This window comes from Leptospira stimsonii (assembly GCF_003545885.1).
GTDB classification, from domain to species: Bacteria; Spirochaetota; Leptospiria; order Leptospirales; family Leptospiraceae; genus Leptospira; species Leptospira stimsonii.
In genome coordinates this window covers 147,485-163,614 of record NZ_QHCT01000008.1, presented here as the reverse complement: position 1 = coordinate 163,614, position 16,130 = coordinate 147,485, and the positions used below count along the sequence as shown (strand labels likewise).

Genomic DNA, 16,130 nt, shown 5'->3' with positions numbered 1-16,130 from the left:
TATAAACGCAAAATTCTCCTTCAAAGTTGTTTTTGTACGAAGTTCGTATAAACGCAAAATTCTCCTTCAAAGTTGTTTTTGTACGAAGTTCATATAAACGCAAAATTCTCCTTCAAAGTTGTTTTTGTGCGAAGTTCTATAAACGCCAAATTCTCCTCCAAGGTTGCTATTGTGCGAAGTGCGTATAAACGCCAGATTCTCCTTCAAAGTTGTTTTTGTGCGAAGTGCATATAAACGCAAAAACTCGCAAAATGGTGAAAGCCCTCTTCACGCAGAATTCTCCAATTCAAAATTGCTTTTCTAAAGATTTTGAGAGACCTCCTTGTTCTTTTTTTAGGAACCTTGGATAAGGAGAGAATTGTTTTTCGATTTCTCTGGGATTCTAAAAAAGGACCGAAATCAAATGGATTTTCTTTAAGATATCTGAGAAATGAATTCGATCGGTATGGGGACGTGCGGCGTTTCGCCGGAATCCGGAATTCGGATTTTTTCTCCTTGAAAACAAATTTCAAAACCGTTCTCGGATTCTTCTAAAAATGGACTCAGATCCGAAAGACAATTCCGATCGGGCCTAAACTTTAATTTTTGATTCAGTCCTGTTCGCGCAAAGAGACAACCTTTTGCATCTAAAAAAAATGACAAATTCTTGAGAGAGAAATTTAAGTCGGCCTCTGAATGAAAGACTAACGTTCCATCGACTTCTCTACAGGAAGTGAGGTGAATCGGATAGCCGTTCAATTCCACATAACCGTTTTCGGAAAGTTCACCGAATCGATTGTCTATGTAGACACCGAATTCGTCCTCGCGAAGATTTTTTCGAAAATAAGTTAAAACTTCTTTCTGGATGATTCTATTCCCGTTGAAAATCCAACGATCTTCCGCATCGACGTAGATCTCACTGTTAAATCTCCTAGGGGATTTTTTTTCCAATTCACTCATGGATTTTTCGTTTACCTTCGCTCATCCTTATAACGGTAGGCGACTCCTTCGATCACTCCCATTTCGTTGTTCACATATCCAATGGCGACTGTGTTCCCATCCCCGTTTCCGGATTGAACCAAAGTCGGAGGGACGCTTACAATTCCTCTCCCGGTAAAGATCACACCGTCCATATGATTTGTAAAAAGTTCCTTCTTCAGAGACACAATCAGATAATCTGGGACCTTTCCATTTACGAACGTTCGGATGAGAATTTTCCCATACGTTCGATAGGGTTTCGGAGGAGAAGAATTTCGAATTTCAATTTCTTCCCAGGAGGATTTATGAGAAAAACCGAATTCTTCTCTGAGAACCGTTTCCGGGATAAATTCTACAGACTCACAAGAAAAAAGAGTGGAAAGTAGAATCAGTACCGGAAGAATCTTCGCAATCCGTAAAAATATGCGAAATCGGGACAATTTTTCCGTTTCCGGATGCATGATTCCATTCAGAAAAAATGGAAATAAGGCGCAAGTGTTTTAATCTTGTTTCTCGTTTGGCGAGAAGCGAGTTGTTCAAAATAAATTAAATGTTATGATAAAATGGGATAAGGGTAACTAGTTCGGACCTCGATTTTCGAGTCGTACCATCCCTAAAACTTCATATGGAAGATACAGAGTTAGAGAAAAGGTCAAGAGAGAACGTATTAAAAATCGGATATTGTTCTCTGGACGAGATCGAAGAGAAAGTAAAGGCCTTTCGGGTGATGAACCAAAACGCCGCCAAAAAGAGATATCTTATAACAAGAGAACCGATTCTTGACTCGAATGGAAAAGCCCTTCTGGCTAAAGCGGCTGAGATTGATATTTCAGCGGCGAAACTTCTGAGAAGACAGTTCAAAGGTAATCAGATGTTTAAGACCTTCCAGCCGGACGAAGGAATTGTAATCATTTCGGATATGACTTCCGCAGAAGGAGTCTCTTTCACGATGGATATCGTAACTCAGATCATGAACCTCGGTGGAGGAGCTTATGAGGGTTTTATCGACCGCGTGGATAGTTTTGGAGAATTCATCAACCTTTTGAAAAAATCGCTCTTCCCGAAATTGATCATTATCGGTTATATTCCTCAGAGCCAAGTTCAATCCGAACTTTTAAACTTTGTAAGAGTAAAACGAGTCGATAATTATCTTCGCGCGATCGAACTCTCTCACAGTCTTTTTAAGCCGCAACCGTACTTCCCAAAGATCAAACAAATCGAAATCTCGCAGAATGATCCGAAGAGCTGGGGAAGATTCGTCGTCGAGATCATCCGAGAATATACGCGCCCCTATCTCCTAGAAGAGATTTAGGCTCCTTGTATCTGCAAAGATCTTTGTTATTGAAAGATGTTCGGATTTGCTCGCGCTCTTTTGAGTTTTCTTAACTTCGGGGTCATACGATTTTCAGCAAAGTGATAGTCATTGGTCAGACGTAATTTATAAAGAAAGACCGGGCGTAATTTATGCCAAGTTCGCCTAAACACCAAGAACCGCAGTGTTTTTATACATTTTAAGAATTGTAAGAAGTATGACAATTTTACTGTTTTCCGTAGATATCGTAGTATGCGGGACTATGCGATGTTCGTCTAAACCCAGTGGGAATTTTTAGCAAAGTCCGTATCCTTCGTAGTTTCGACCGAATTTACAAAATAAGACCTGATTCGTCTACTTGGCGTAGTTATACAAAGTTTGCCTAAGCGCAAAAAGGGAACTTTTAGGAGAGTCCTTGTTTGTCGTTGCTCCGACCTTGCTATCAAAGTAAGGCTCGATTCCCCAAGGCGTCGTTATGCGAAGTTCGTATAAGCGCAGGCGCAGGTTTTTAGCAATACTGTTATCTTTAATAGCTCCAACGTAATTTAAAATGCCAGACTCGATCCACTTTCGCGTTTTACGCGAAGTTCGCCTAAACGCACTTGCGCGGCTTTTTGAATAACGTTGTCTCTCGTAGATTCGACGTACCTACAAATCAAGACTCGATTCTCCATGGGCGGTTATGCGAAGGTCGTATAAACGCAGGCGCAGGTTTTAAGCAATCCGTATTCGTAGGTCCCACTTAACCCTCAAAGTAAGGCTCATTTCTCCTTGGTGCTTTTATATGATGTTCGTATAAAAGCTGGGCCCCCGTTGACGTCGTTATGCGATGTTCGTATTATAAATGCTGCGAAAATTTTCAGCAATACCTTTCTCTCGTAGCTCCAACGTAATTTAAAATGCAAGACTCGATTCACTTTCAAAAGATTTATGCAAAGTTCGTATCAGTTCAGGGCTAACTTTAATTGCTTGCTCGAGATTTCAAGCGATCGCGTTCGAACATGTCCGTGTTTAACATTCGCCTAAACGTGCTCAACTTTCAAAAAAATTGATTTCCTAATATTGAAGATTCTGGTTGAGAAGAAAATTTGAATTGAGTGGCGGTAGCGAGCTTTAAGAAGTTCGTATAAACGCACAAGCGAAACTTAATCAAAGCCTTTTCCGTCGTTGCTCCGACGTAACTTTCAAAGTAAGGCTCGATTCTCCTCGAGGTAGTTATTCGAAGTTCGTATAAGCGCAGGCGGAATTTTTCAGAAATACGTTTCTCTCGTGGATCCGGCGTATCTTTCAAAGTAAGGTTCGATTCTCCTTCAGGTAGTTATGCGAAGTTCGTATAAACGCAGGCGGAATTTTTCAGAAATACGTTTCTCTCGAAGATCCGGCGTATCTTTCAACGTTAGGCACGATTCTCCTTCAGGTAGTTACGCGAAGTTCGTATAAACGCAGGCGGAATTTTTTAGAAATACGTTTCTCTCGTAGCTCCAACGTCTCTTTCAATGTTAGTTAAGTCCCACGTAATTTACAAATCAAGACTCTATTCTACATGGGCAGTTGTGCGAAGTTCGTATAAACGCACGCGAAATTTTTCAGCAATACTGTTATCTTTCATAACTCCTACGTAACTTTCAATGTTGGATACAATTCTCATCCAAAGGGTACGCGAAGTTCGTATAAACGCAGGCGGGATTTATAGTCCACACTCCACCCGTCATTGTTGGTTCTTACTAAAAGCAGAAACGTAAGTCTTTGCTTTTCGAAAAGAGAGGATCTTAAACGCGGTAGAATTCTAGATTCTCACGCAAAGGATCAGGAAGGGAGCCTAACGCGTTGAGATACTTTTTATAACGGTTTTCCAATTCCGTATATTTACGATTTCGAATATTGATAAAGCGGTTGTGAATTTCTCCAAAGGCCGGTGTTTTCGCGACTTTTTCTCGAATCGGTCTGCTGAAAGGAATGTGGCGGTAAAAAATACTTCTTACAACCTTATTGAGTCTCTGGACTCCGTCCGATTCGTATTTGATCCAAAGCTGATAATCGTTTGCAAAGATATCCCTGTCGTTTCGAAAACGTTTAAAATCTCCAGCGAGTTTCTCTTTGATTTCGATTGAAAGGTCCTTATTCTTCTTAAAGAACTGAATGTAATCCGTATAGTCTGCCGTGATCGAAGGGTTCCCCACGTTGTTCCATTCCGCGCCGAGAATCGATTTTGTAAGTTCCCAACGGAAAGCCGCGAGCGCATCGGAGATCATCGTCTTCAAATCGCCTTGGGAAAAAATCGGAACGACGATTCTTCCCGGGCTTTCTTTGGAGCCGGCACCTCTATGCACCGAAAGATCCTGCCACATCATAACCTTAGTTCCGATCGATGGAACTAAGATAAAATCGGGAATCACACATCTCTGAATAAATTCTTTTGTGATTCCCAACTCGTTGTTATTGTAGATGACTTCCCTATGAAAAACCGAGTAATCGATCGCCATCAGATCGTGAATCACGTCGGTAAGAATTTTTTTAGAAACATAGGACTTATCGATCGCCATCTGGCTGTGAAATTTTGTTAGAATCGGAAAGTGAGTCGCAGGGCTTCCCGAAGTGAGTCTAACGTTTGCCTCGTATAAAGACGCGAACTCAAACTTCAACCTCGTATCCGGATTATCAAGTTCGGGAGGAATATCCGATTCTTTTTTGATGTTGATGGTTCTGTTTTCCATCTTCACTTTTTCGAAAAAGTTTTGTCCCATCTCATCCAAAGATGTAGGGATCTCTCTCTTATAAATTCTTTCTAACCATTCCGTACCTATGGAAATCGGAATATCCGAAACGGAATTTAAAGCGTCTTTGTGAGTGTACATGAAGGCGATCTGAGAATCATCCACCATCGTCTCGTCGAAGAAACCGTATTTTAACATGAGATCGACGGCCTTTGGGACGTTCCGATTCATATTCATGTATTTCATAAAGCAGGCCTGATACATGTCCCAATAGTGTCTTCCTAAAGTTCTCCGAACCTTTCGGATGTCTCCTTCCGGATCGAGTGGGTTCTTCAGACTTTTTACTTTCACCATCAGGGCGGAGAATTCTTTGACTCTTTCCGCATCGAGGCCGGAGAATTGAATGATGACGGACGCGGAGTTGTCTAGTTCTTTGCGGATCGCTTCCACGTCGACACCCGCCGTTATCGCTGAAGAAGTAGGGGCCGCGGTTTTAGGAGCGCTCTCTTCCATCTTTTTCGCGAGGGCGCCCGCCTTTGTCTGAAAGGCACCTGCGTTAGGCGAAATTCCTGTGACGGGAACGCCGAAAAGTGCATGATGACCATTCTTATACTTTTCAATTTTTCCCGCGACGGCTCCGAGAACGGGGATCACGAATTCTGCGGGAGCGGTTCCGTAACCGGAAGAAGTGATGTCCAGGATGAGATAGAATTTTTCTACGAGGCTGTTTTCTCCCACGAAGAAGAGCCGGAACGCATCGTCCAAATCCGTGAGACAAGTTTTGAGAATTCCGGAAATCTGATCCAGAACGTTCGCGAGTTTGATACAAACGTAGGTGAGCATCGAAGGATCTGCGGTGAAAAGAGCGTTTAGAATCTTAGCGTCTTGGAGGACGAGTTTTCGGATAAAACTGAATTCTCCGTCTTGAAAATCGATTTCTTCGGGATAAAGTCGCGTGAGCTGGGATTCGTGTTCTTCTTCTAAGAATTGCGGGCTCGGTCGGTCGGGAAGAAGACCACCGTTGTCAAAAAATAATTTCAGATTCTCCCGGCAAAGACGCATCACAGGGTCCACGACGTCCGCCGAAACTTCCGGAATCGGAGAACCGGGCTTGATATCCGGGAAAACACTCGGATTGAATTGATAATAGAGAATGGAAAGGTTATCGTTCACCTTCTCGATTTCAGAGGTGATCTTTCGGATTTGATTCGCCTTTTTAAAAAGCTCTGTGACTTCCCTGAGAAGGGTTCTTGCCACCATCATTCCTAAAGAAACTCGGGAGCCGATGCTCTTCGCGATGGTTTGAGAATTCATCGCATAGGTAGAGATGACACAGGCTTCTTCCGCTTGGAGATGAAAGGGATATCTACCGCTTGTAAAAAGGGCAACGGAACCCGGTGTGAGATTCGCGCCGTTGAGTTTGAAAAGTTCTAATTTTCTTCCGCCAGGGATTTCGGTCAAATAACGAACCGTTCCACTGTGAAGCACGTTTAAAGTATTTGCGGGAGAACCCTCCGGAAACAGGAGAGTTCCTGCGGGAGCCTGGGCTTGTTGTTGTGGAACTGAGGAATCAAATGCCATAGTTAGATTATCGAAGGTTAAATGAAAAAGAAACTATTCCTAACCCGTATGGAAAACACTTTTTTTCAAGGCTCGAGAAAAAACCAGATTTCAAAGAGAAGAATTGTGTTCGATTCTTGGAAAACTTGACTCCTTATGCCTCCTGAAAACCATAAAGAACGATGAATAAAATCGAAAAGCTTCTTCGTGTTTCCAGAATCGGAATGATCACCAATCAAAGCGCCTTCGGGCTTGATGGAGAATATCACTTTCAGACCGTTCACAAACGTTATGATCTTAAGAAAATCTTCTTACCGGAACACGGACTTTTCGCCGAACTTCAGGATCAAGTTTCAGGTTCTCATCTCAGATACAATTTAGAGGGTGTGGAATTCATTAACCTCTACGGAGATACGGAATCCAGTCTGGTGCCGAGTAGTTTTTCCTTGGAAGGTTTGGATCTCGTCATCATCGACATTCGAGACACGGGGGCGCGCTATTATACATTCTTGACGACCGCTTACTATTTTTTGGAAGAAATCGCGAAATGGAACAACTCTGGGAAAGAAGAAATTTCCGTTCTGGTTTTGGATTCTCCCAATCCGGCGGGAAGAAGAATCGAAGGAACTCCTCTTCAAGAAGAATTCGAATCTTTCGTAGGAGTAAGAAGTGTCTTACATCGACACGGACTTTCGCCCGGAGAACTGCTTACCTATTATAAGGAAGAATTTTCTCTGAATCTAAAGATGAGAGTCGTCAAAGAGGGTTGGTATTCAAAAGAGGATTCCGAATTATTATGGATTCCTCCTTCTCCGAATATCCCTTTTATTTCCACGTGTTATGTTTATTCCGGTCAGTGTCTTCTGGAAGGGACCAATCTTTCGGAAGGTAGAGGAACGACTCGACCGTTTGAAACATTCGGTGCTCCTTACATCGATGAGGGAAACGAAAGGGTCAGAAAGGAATTGGAGAATTTTCAGAAGGGGAGTTTTGTCCTTCGGCCTTTGAAGTTCATACCGACGTTTCACAAACACAAGGATGAAATTTGCGGAGGTTATCAGATTCTTTTAAAAAAACCGGAGAAGTTCCACAGCTTATTTTTTTCTCTGAAATTGATTCGATTATTGAGAGAAGAATATCCGAAACAGTTCGCCTTCCGCGACGGTGCTTACGAATTTCGCTCCGATCGTCCCGCGATCGAATTGTTGGTGGGAGATCGTTTTCTTTTGGATTATCTCAACGGGGAACATTCGGATTTAATTGTATTCGAATATTTGAAAGAAGAAGAATCTGCTTGGAAGAAAAAGTGCAAGCGGATTGGGGATGGAATGGAGCAGGTTCTCTATTAAAATAATCTCGAAGCTCGTTGTACACTTTGATCCTTTCGGAAAAATCTTTCTAAGAACTTCCTCTCATCATCATGGAAGTCAAGATCCGAAAGAAAGAAATATTTGCACTTTCCTTCGTTTTCGAAATGCGGAACACATTGTTGGGCGGCTATTATCAGTTTGTTAAACCAATTTTAAAAGTGAAATGAGTCTTCAGCGACTCTAAACAGGATCGCAATTGGTTCAGCCTCAGAATCAAATGGAATTGAATTCTTACTTATAAAATTAACTTATAACTTGAACTCTATTCATTGTCACATTCCAGAGAATTCTTCGTTTAGATTGTTAAGTTCAATTAGCTTTTTGAAGCGAGGAGGAAAGATGCAAATCTTTCGAAATAAAATAGGAAAGGGTTCGGTAATCCTGGCACTAATTTGGTTATTCTTTAGTTGCGGGAATCGGAAAGAGGATGGAGATACATCTTCTCTACTTCTTTTGCTTTTAAAATCTGGCACCCATGCCGACGGTACCGTCACTTCTGAATTTTCAGGCGGTCCTCTTTCATCGGAATCGAATTCAGTGTCGCAAAGCGGTTCGGATTTAATTATCGTAAATCCGTTTCTAACGACTTATGTAGACGATAATGATAAAAGTAAGTGTGAAGTTTATTTTGCATTTAAGGTAAAGAATATCGGAAACGAAACCTTGAAACTACGGCCATCCCATTTGATTTCTGCAAATTACACGGCCAATTTGAAACAATCACAGGGTGGTTCTTTTACTCTGAAAAATTTAGCTCCTGGTGAAACCCAAGATGTTTCGTTTCTTCTGAATTTTCCGATTCATAATATCGAGGATGAAAACAAAGAGTTTAAAATTCGGGGTTCCTTGATTGTCGGTGGAAATGAATTGAGAACCGATAATAATTTTATTTCGCTTTCGACCATGGACTGTGCTCAGGAAATGAAAGCCGGACCGGCGGATCTACTCGTTTCAGTGAGCGGAGTAACGAATGTTCTTCCCGGTGAGGATTTGAGTCAAAATTTGAGTGTTAAGGTTGTGAATATCGGAAACGCCGTCGCTAAGGGAAGCAATCCGAGCCAGGATGGTTATATGGTCGATCTAATTCTATCGAAAGACACCGATGTCCCAGAAGGATATGCACCATATTCACCTGTCTATAAGGAGGACGCGTTGTTGAGCGGTGGAAGAATCAGTAACACTCCGAATCTAACTCCTGGAGCCCACGCGTGGGTAAGCGAAGGAAGCGTTTGGATTCCGAAAGATATTCCCTTCGGAAAATATTTCCTTTGTGCAAGGATCGATCCGGGTTCTAAGGTGCAAGAAGCGATGAAAGGCAACAACACTTCCTGTACTCAGATCAATGTAGGTTCGATAGACAAAGCGGACTTAATCATTCCACGCGCTTCCATCTATCCGAGTGGAATGAAGTGTAGTTCAGGCAAGCCAATTCTTTTCGTTACGGCAGAAGTGAAAAATATCGGTAAAGTTTCCAGTTCCGAAGCCTTGCACGTTGGTCTTCTAAATGCGCTCGATACAAACGGTGAAGTTTGGGGAGCGGGGAACGGTGTTTGGGGGAATGGTATCGGACTCGAAGCGATCCAACCCGAACAAACCCTTACGGTGACTTTTCCGATTTACTATTTAGCAAAAGATCCTTTGTATATGGAAGGGGCTCATTCCTTCGATTTACGAGTCAATCGTGGAAATTGGATTCAAGAATCCGATACGAGTAACAACGGATATAAGAATTTATTGAAAATTTCAATTCCGGAAGGATATTGTAAAAACCATCCAGGTTGAATTTCTGTTTCCACTTTAAGAAAAAGAATCGTTCGAGATCTGTTGAGAATCTTGGACGATTCTTTTTTAAGTTGTATCATCCATTGACACTGATCTAAGCAACGTTCACATCCGAGATCGTTTCAATCTGAATGTGTTCCACCGGGAATTATAAATTTCTAATTCGTTTTATCCAGAATGTTTAATTTAAAATAGCATGGCGAGCAACTCTTTCAAAAGAAGGGATCCTAAGATCGAAATCCGAATCCGACAAAAAAGAAAATCAGTCGCGATCCGTTCCCAGAAAAAAAATATACAAATTTTTTCGAAATCGAATTCTTTTGAAAATCAAAAGCCGGATCTATTTTGTCCTTTGGAAGGATTCAAGGATAACTTCTATCTCAGATGATTTAACGCATATAGGGAATCAAAGTTAAATATAAAACTGTTTCCTATTCGTCATGGGGAGATTTTCGAAGTATCGGCGATGATTCCCTAAGATACGAAAGAAGAAAATTAAACTCGCAATCCAATTCATTTCTAATAAAAATGAAAAGGAAAGGAGCCGAACTATGAGCTTTGAAATTCTCGGATTGGATCACGTTCAACTCTCAATCCCCATTGGCGGGGAGGAGCTTTCAAGAAAGTTCTTTGTAGATATTCTTTCATTTAATGAAATTGAAAAACCGGAAAATTTAAAACGAAAAGGAGGAGCTTGGTTCCAGTGCGGAGCAAATCAGATACACGTTGGGACGACGGATTCTTTTATTCCAGCAAAGAAAGCGCATCCGGCGATTCTCGTACACAATCTTTACGAATTTAAAAAATATCTCGAATCTCACGGTCTATCCACTCGAGAAGAGGATCCTCTTCCGGGTGCCGTTCGCTTTTATCTGGACGATCCGTTCGGAAACCGTCTTGAATTTTTAGAATGGTTGTAAAAAAAGTCCGAAACAAGGTTTTATTTTTCTTTCATTTTGAAAGGAGAGATTCCTAGACCAGAATGGTTTGGTTGCGGTTGATACTTTACAAAACTCTCATGAACCTAGGGGCATCAGAGATTCGGAATGGCGAGAACGGTTTCTCCCTCCTTTCCGGAAATCTTCAGGTCGAGTTTTAGTCCGCTCTTTGCGGACGTTCTTCGAAAAATTCTTTCGATAAAATTTCCCTCGGGTTGAATTTTACAGTCCGGAGGAAGGGAGGCAAATTCTTTCTCATCAAATTGAAATCTTGCAAATTCGATTTTTCCAGGATCCAGATTTCTTTCGATGACTTCCCAGTCTTTTTCCAAACAGTTCAGGCCCTCTTGATTACTTAAGAGAATTCTAAACTTCATTCCTTCCGAGGGGAAACGAAGTTCCTTCGACTCTCCTTCGTTCTTCATGAAAAGAAAAAAAGTAGGAACTCCTTCTTTCCCTTCACGGCTTGATTTCAGATAAACGAGAGCGGAGCCGATTCTCAACTTAGAAGAAGAGGATTGAACGGAAAACGCACCGGGGGTCATCGTACGAACGACCATTCCCACAACCAGAACCACCAACACTAAGTTGAGAATAAAGATTACTTTAACGCGGGAAAATTTCCCCGAGCTCGACCTCTTACGACTTTCTTCTAAGAATTTTCTAAATTCTTCCGGAGAACGAGAATGATAACCGCCACCCATTTTTATTTTTCTCCTTTTTGCAGAAGTTTTCGAATGCCCGAAGCTGTAGGAAAGCCTTTTGATCTTTCCGCGGCGTTCGTCAATAAGGAAAAAGAAAGTTGTGTCGCGGCCGGAATGGAAAATTTTCTCGCAAGAAAAAAAGCCAAAATTCCCGCCAAAAGATCGCCGGTTCCCATTACCGCTAATTTCGGTTCCGTCCTTTCCCAGAAAAACAAATCACCATTCGGACATATTAAAAAAGAAGAATGTCTTTTCCAGAGGACGTGAACGTTAGTCGATCTTGCGTATTCACTCGCGCGCGAGATTCCGTCTTTTACGTTCCGAATTTTCCCGTTTAAAAGCGTTTCCAGTTCTCCCGTATGCGGCGTTAGTAGAACCTTATCGTGAAGTATTTTTTCTCCGTAAACTTTGAGCGCTCCTGCGTCCAAAATACAATATTTATCCTTCGGTAAATCCACAACGGGACATTCTTCCGGTTTGAGTCCGGGACCGAATAAAAAAACCGAAGCCTTTTTGACAAAGGACCTCGAGAGAATTTCGGAAGTTTCTCCGATCTTGTCCACCATCAAGGACGGATCCTTTTTTAAAACGGAACGAATCGTTTTTTCCGAAGGGCTTAAGAGAAGGGAAATTCCTCCACCTAACTCGTGAAATGCGAACAGCGAAGAAAGCGCCGCCCCCGACATTCCCTGGGAACCTCCGATCAGAAGTAAAGATCCGTTTTTATATTTATGCGAATTTTCTTCCCTTTTTAGAACTTCTTTCAGGGAAGAATCCGGAATCCTTTTCCAGAGAGTTTTTTTAATCTTAAGATCCGGATCGAAATCTTTTTTTTGCGAGGTTGGAAATCCGATTCTATGGAATGATTTTTCGATTTCGTTCGGTAAAAAACGATTCCTCCACTTTTTCATTCCGATTTCGGCTAACGCGTCGACTTGGAAGGGAAGTATGGATTCTTCCGAAAAACCGGAAACGACGTCGAGGCTAAGGACGAAGGTTCTCTTCGGACTCCTTCTTTTTTGTTCTTTTATCTTCTCGAATACGGATCCGTATGGTTCGCGAATCGGAGGTTGAAACCCTGTTCCCAAAAGAGCGTCGACGATAAAAACGTTTTCCCCTTCGAACAAAAGAGGGTCGGATTCTAAATTTAGGATTTTGCCGCCAGCCCGCAATAGTAGGTTTTTATAATATGTGGATTCTTCCGAAAGGTTTCCTTCTTTTAAAAAGACTTTGGATTCTTTTCCTTCCTGGAGTAGAAAAAAGGCGAGGGCGAGCCCGTCTCCTCCGTTGTTTCCATTCCCGCAAAGGATAAAAACGGAATCGGATTTTAGAATTCTTTTTCGATATCTTTGGTAGACGGAAAGGGCCGCGAAGCCCATGAGGTGAGAGCCGGAAATTCCGGTATTTTCGATCGTTCTCCGATCCAGATCCCTGCTTTCTTGATCGTCAAACAGGGATTCTGAATATTCGGAAAACATTATTTCCATTTATGAATTTCCAGATATCCGGATTTGATTCTTGCGGAGTAGATCTCGTCGTTCAAATCCATCCAGGTTTCTCTCCAAAGTCCCCTAGGAGGAAGGTAGTTCAATCGAATGTTGTTTACGTGATTTCCTTCGTCGTCGTGCACTTGGAGACGAATCGAACTTTCCTCTTCCGTCTCGGTTTCCCAGAGAAAGAAGTTGTTGTCCTTTAAAATCCAATACAAGGATTCGGAAGGGTCCTGTATTTCCTTGATCAGAGTCGCGGACTTCGTTTCAAAATCATACTTGAATATCTTTCTCGACTTAAAACGGGAATTCTTCTTATCAAAAATGCTAAACGAAGCGACCGCGTATTTACCTTCCAGATGGGGAAGGATCGTCTCCAGTCGAACTTGTGTCGAATCCGAATCCGAGATTACGTTCGAAAAATTGGAAGCGCCGATCGATCGTAGAAGCGCTCCTTTGTCATATACGGAAAGTTTCATTTCACCGTTCGATCTGTGAAAGACAAAAAGAAGATCGTCCTCTCCCGTTTCCATTCTTTCTATATAGCCGAAAGGAGTGTTTCCGGTGTTTCCTTCCACAGAGATCGTATTCAATAATTTTCCAGCGTCCGAAAAATGGAGAATCGTGGACGGGGTTGCTTCTCTGTATTCCGTATCAAACGATCCGCTCTTCTTTAAAAAAATATCTTCTGTTGCAGGATCCACTTTCGGTTGTTCTTCCTTTCCGGTTCTTGATTGAAGATAAATTTCTTCGTCACCGTTGACCGCAACAAGTCCTATCTTTCCGATTTTTGCTGGAATGATTTTGTATTTGTCTCCGACCTTTTCCTTCAAAGTTCCTAATATGAATTTTAATTCCCCATCGGTGGAGAATACCTTCAACAAGGATTGTTCGAAATCGGGAACGTAGATCTTTCCACCAACGACAGGCAACGTCTGTGGAAGATTGGTTGGAACTCCGTTCAAAATTTTCGCCTGAACGTCGGCGAGAGTATTGCCTAATTTGATTCTTCCATAAAGATAAGAATTGTAATTGTCCACTTTGAATCGAGTACAGCTTACGATCAAAACGAGGAACGAAAGAATTCCAAAAGAAAGAATCGAAATTCTTCTTTGATAGGAGCGAATGCGGGAGATTGGATTGAGATTTCTCATGAAAACCTGGTTGGATCTGGGAATGTAACGATACCATTCCAATGGATCGATTGGAAAACAAGCAATAATCCATGGAATTCAATCGGTCGCGGAATCCATGGCTTTTTTTACTTTACACTGTAGCCAAATTTGAATAGTTTGATTAGGATATCAGGAAAAATTCATTCATTTGTGAGTTTTCTCTCTATAAGGCCGGGGTTTGACAGTAAGCAGGGAAGAAATCGAGACGATTCTGGATGGCGCCTTGCATTTGCCTGTCAAGCTGTACTCATTAAAGGTCAACCAAAGGCCTAACCATTCGTTGATCGAGGTTGTCTTGGACAATCTGGAACATCCGTATGGTTCAGTCAGCCTTCTGGAATGTGAGCAAGTTTCCAGAAAACTGAAAGAAGAGTTAGAACGGATCTCACCGGATCTGGATTATACTCTTAAAGTTTCCTCCGCAGGTGCGGAAAGGAAGCTTGACCTTCCGGGGGACCTGGATCGATTCCGGGGAATACCGGTTCGTCTGGTTTTTCTATCCGGAGAATCAGAGAATCCTCAGGAAGGAATTTTCCGGATAATGGATCGAGTTGAGGATCAGGTGATTCTGGAAAAATTCCAGAAGGGTAAAAAATCTGCCGGAAAAAAGCAGACGACCCTGAAGCTCAAGGATATACTGAAAGGGAATCTCTACGTAAGTATTTGATATGGCAGTTAAGAAGACACAATCGGAAGGAAATCTGTTGGAAGCAATCCAACAATTTTGTGCGGACAAGTCCCTGGATAGGGAAGCCGTTATGGGAGTCATACGTGATTCTCTTATAACCGCCTATAAGAAAAAGTCCGGACTGGAAGGATTGGAAGAATCCGAAGAATCGGACATACCTTCTCCTGTCACAGTAGAGTTTGCATCCGGCAAAGACAGCGTCGTTATAGCAATAGCAAAAAAAGTAGTGGAAGGAGCCTCGTCTTCTCCACTCGAAATCGGTTTAGAAGAAGCGAAAGCGATCGATCCTTCCGCAGAAGTCGGATCCGTCGTTTCCTTTCGTGAAAAACCGGTCGAACTTTCTCGAATCATCTCGAGCCAAGCGAAGCAGATGGTTTTCCAAAGACTCAAAGATATGGAGAAGGAACTTCTCTATAACGAGTATAAGGCGAAAGAAGGGGAACTCACTCACGGATATTTCCAGAGATGGAAAAAAGACGCGATGAGTATCGACCTCGGGAAAGTGGAAGGAATCATGCCTCGCAGGGAACAAAATCCCGGTGAGAAGTATCACAGCGGGGACAGGCTCAAAGCAATCATTCAAAGAGTGGAACTTCGTCCGAGAGAACCGATCCCGGTAATCACTCTTTCGAGAGCTTCCGCTGATTTCGTTCGGAAACTTTTCGAAATGGAGATTCCTGAAATCTACGACGGACTTGTTGAAATCATCAACGTAGCAAGACAACCTTCGATCAGAACAAAGGTTGTAGTGCGAGCGACTCGCGGTGACATCGATCCAGTCGGCGCTTGCGTCGGTATGAAAGGGGTTCGTATCCAATCGATCGTAAGAGAACTTGGAAACGAAAGAATCGATATCGTAGAAGCATCCGATGATCCATCCGAATTTATCGCAAACGCGATTTCTCCCGCAAAACCTGTGGAAGTCAAAGTGGACGGATCCGGAAGAGAGGCGATGGTTGTCGTACCGGATGATCAACTTTCTCTCGCGATCGGAATCAACGGATCCAACGTGAAGCTCGCTTCTCAGTTGGCCGGTTATAAAATCGATATCAAAACCGTAGCGCAGTACAACGCCGAGCTGGCTTCGCCGGAAGCGAGAGAAAGGTTGGAAAGACTTTTCTATTCTCCATCCGAAGAATCGAAAGCACAAACGGAACAAGAAGAAGAGGATGAAGGCCTGACTCCTCTCGAAGATCTTCCCGGTCTCTCAGCCCGTATCGTGGGAATTCTGAAGAGTGAAGGAATTAAGGATCTGGAAACCCTGATCGAATACAGTCAAGACGATCTGGCAAAACTGCAAGGAATCGGACATACAACCGCCGGACAGATTCTCAAACTTTTAAGAGAATCCGTAGAATGGGTGGAAGATAACTGAGAAAACCCGTAGGGTTTTTCTCAGAGCCGGAGCTTTTAGTGACTCCGGAAAGCCAGGGTATCAAT

The 16,130-nt window shown here is 42.5% G+C and carries 12 protein-coding genes; 6 read left to right on the top strand and 6 right to left on the bottom strand.

Annotation, left to right across the window (positions count from 1 at the left end; all coding sequences use genetic code 11):
* Positions 1-414: 414 nt before the first annotated feature.
* Both DLM75_RS21040 and DLM75_RS21035 read right to left on the bottom strand, forming a co-directional pair.
* Complete coding sequence (locus DLM75_RS21040) at positions 415-939, bottom strand: hypothetical protein (RefSeq protein WP_118970465.1); 525 nt, start codon at positions 937-939, stop codon at positions 415-417.
* 11 nt (positions 940-950) lie between these two features.
* Positions 951-1,418 (bottom strand): hypothetical protein, encoded by a 468-nt coding sequence (locus DLM75_RS21035; RefSeq protein WP_118970464.1) that lies wholly within the window; start codon positions 1,416-1,418, stop codon positions 951-953.
* Between the two features lie 164 nt (positions 1,419-1,582).
* On the opposite strand from DLM75_RS21035, the gene DLM75_RS21030 reads away from it, so the two are divergent.
* Positions 1,583-2,269, top strand: a complete 687-nt coding sequence (locus DLM75_RS21030) for a hypothetical protein (protein ID WP_118970463.1) — start codon at positions 1,583-1,585, stop codon at positions 2,267-2,269.
* Positions 2,270-4,038: 1,769 nt separating this feature from the next.
* Here DLM75_RS21030 and DLM75_RS21020 read toward each other — a convergent pair.
* Entirely contained in the window at positions 4,039-6,564 is a 2,526-nt protein-coding gene (locus DLM75_RS21020) for a cyclic nucleotide-binding domain-containing protein (RefSeq protein ID WP_118970461.1), read from the bottom strand.
* Between the two features lie 161 nt (positions 6,565-6,725).
* Here DLM75_RS21020 and DLM75_RS21015 point away from each other — a divergent pair, with 161 nt between their 5' ends.
* The 3 genes from DLM75_RS21015 (at position 6,726) to DLM75_RS21000 (ending at position 10,615) form a co-directional block, all read left to right on the top strand.
* The gene (locus DLM75_RS21015) at positions 6,726-7,892 is read left to right on the top strand and encodes a DUF1343 domain-containing protein (RefSeq protein ID WP_118970460.1); all 1,167 of its coding nucleotides are present in this window, start codon (positions 6,726-6,728) and stop codon (positions 7,890-7,892) included.
* A gap of 360 nt (positions 7,893-8,252) precedes the next feature.
* Positions 8,253-9,695, top strand: a complete 1,443-nt coding sequence (locus tag DLM75_RS21010) for a CARDB domain protein (RefSeq protein WP_118970459.1) — start codon at positions 8,253-8,255, stop codon at positions 9,693-9,695.
* A 551-nt stretch (positions 9,696-10,246) separates the two neighbouring features.
* Complete coding sequence (locus DLM75_RS21000; RefSeq protein WP_118970457.1) at positions 10,247-10,615, top strand: VOC family protein; 369 nt, start codon at positions 10,247-10,249, stop codon at positions 10,613-10,615.
* A 113-nt stretch (positions 10,616-10,728) separates the two neighbouring features.
* Here DLM75_RS21000 and DLM75_RS20995 read toward each other — a convergent pair whose 3' ends face one another.
* From DLM75_RS20995 to DLM75_RS20985, 3 genes are read right to left on the bottom strand one after another with little or no spacing between them, the layout of a single operon-like run.
* Positions 10,729-11,337 (bottom strand): hypothetical protein, encoded by a 609-nt coding sequence (locus DLM75_RS20995; protein WP_118970456.1) that lies wholly within the window; start codon positions 11,335-11,337, stop codon positions 10,729-10,731.
* A 2-nt stretch (positions 11,338-11,339) separates the two neighbouring features.
* Positions 11,340-12,824 (bottom strand): NAD(P)H-hydrate epimerase, encoded by a 1,485-nt coding sequence (locus DLM75_RS20990; protein ID WP_118970455.1) that lies wholly within the window; start codon positions 12,822-12,824, stop codon positions 11,340-11,342.
* A complete protein-coding gene (locus DLM75_RS20985) occupies positions 12,815-13,981 on the bottom strand; it encodes an LIC_12708 family protein (protein ID WP_118970454.1) in 1,167 nt (388 codons plus the stop codon). Before DLM75_RS20985 ends, DLM75_RS20990 begins: the two co-directional genes overlap by 10 nt.
* A gap of 199 nt (positions 13,982-14,180) precedes the next feature.
* Between DLM75_RS20985 and rimP the strand changes: the two genes are divergently transcribed.
* Both rimP and nusA read left to right on the top strand, forming a co-directional pair.
* Entirely contained in the window at positions 14,181-14,669 is a 489-nt protein-coding gene (gene rimP, locus DLM75_RS20980) for a ribosome maturation factor RimP (RefSeq protein ID WP_118970453.1), read from the top strand.
* Between the two features lies 1 nt (position 14,670).
* Positions 14,671-16,065, top strand: coding sequence for a transcription termination factor NusA (gene nusA / locus DLM75_RS20975; protein ID WP_118970452.1), 1,395 nt, complete (start codon positions 14,671-14,673; stop codon positions 16,063-16,065).
* Positions 16,066-16,130 lie beyond the last annotated feature (65 nt).

Excerpts from the sequence above, each read along its gene's own strand:
- DLM75_RS21040 (WP_118970465.1), bottom strand. The coding sequence starts at position 939 with ATGAGTGAATTGGAAAAAAAATCCCCTAGGAGATTTAACAGTGAGATC.
- DLM75_RS21035 (WP_118970464.1), bottom strand. The coding sequence starts at position 1,418 with ATGCATCCGGAAACGGAAAAATTGTCCCGATTTCGCATATTTTTACGG.
- DLM75_RS21030 (WP_118970463.1), top strand. The coding sequence starts at position 1,583 with ATGGAAGATACAGAGTTAGAGAAAAGGTCAAGAGAGAACGTATTAAAA.
- DLM75_RS21020 (WP_118970461.1), bottom strand. The coding sequence starts at position 6,564 with ATGGCATTTGATTCCTCAGTTCCACAACAACAAGCCCAGGCTCCCGCA.
- DLM75_RS21015 (WP_118970460.1), top strand. The coding sequence starts at position 6,726 with ATGAATAAAATCGAAAAGCTTCTTCGTGTTTCCAGAATCGGAATGATC.
- DLM75_RS21010 (WP_118970459.1), top strand. The coding sequence starts at position 8,253 with ATGCAAATCTTTCGAAATAAAATAGGAAAGGGTTCGGTAATCCTGGCA.
- DLM75_RS21000 (WP_118970457.1), top strand. The coding sequence starts at position 10,247 with ATGAGCTTTGAAATTCTCGGATTGGATCACGTTCAACTCTCAATCCCC.
- DLM75_RS20995 (WP_118970456.1), bottom strand. The coding sequence starts at position 11,337 with ATGGGTGGCGGTTATCATTCTCGTTCTCCGGAAGAATTTAGAAAATTC.
- DLM75_RS20990 (WP_118970455.1), bottom strand. The coding sequence starts at position 12,824 with ATGGAAATAATGTTTTCCGAATATTCAGAATCCCTGTTTGACGATCAA.
- DLM75_RS20985 (WP_118970454.1), bottom strand. The coding sequence starts at position 13,981 with ATGAGAAATCTCAATCCAATCTCCCGCATTCGCTCCTATCAAAGAAGA.
- nusA (WP_118970452.1), top strand. The coding sequence starts at position 14,671 with ATGGCAGTTAAGAAGACACAATCGGAAGGAAATCTGTTGGAAGCAATC.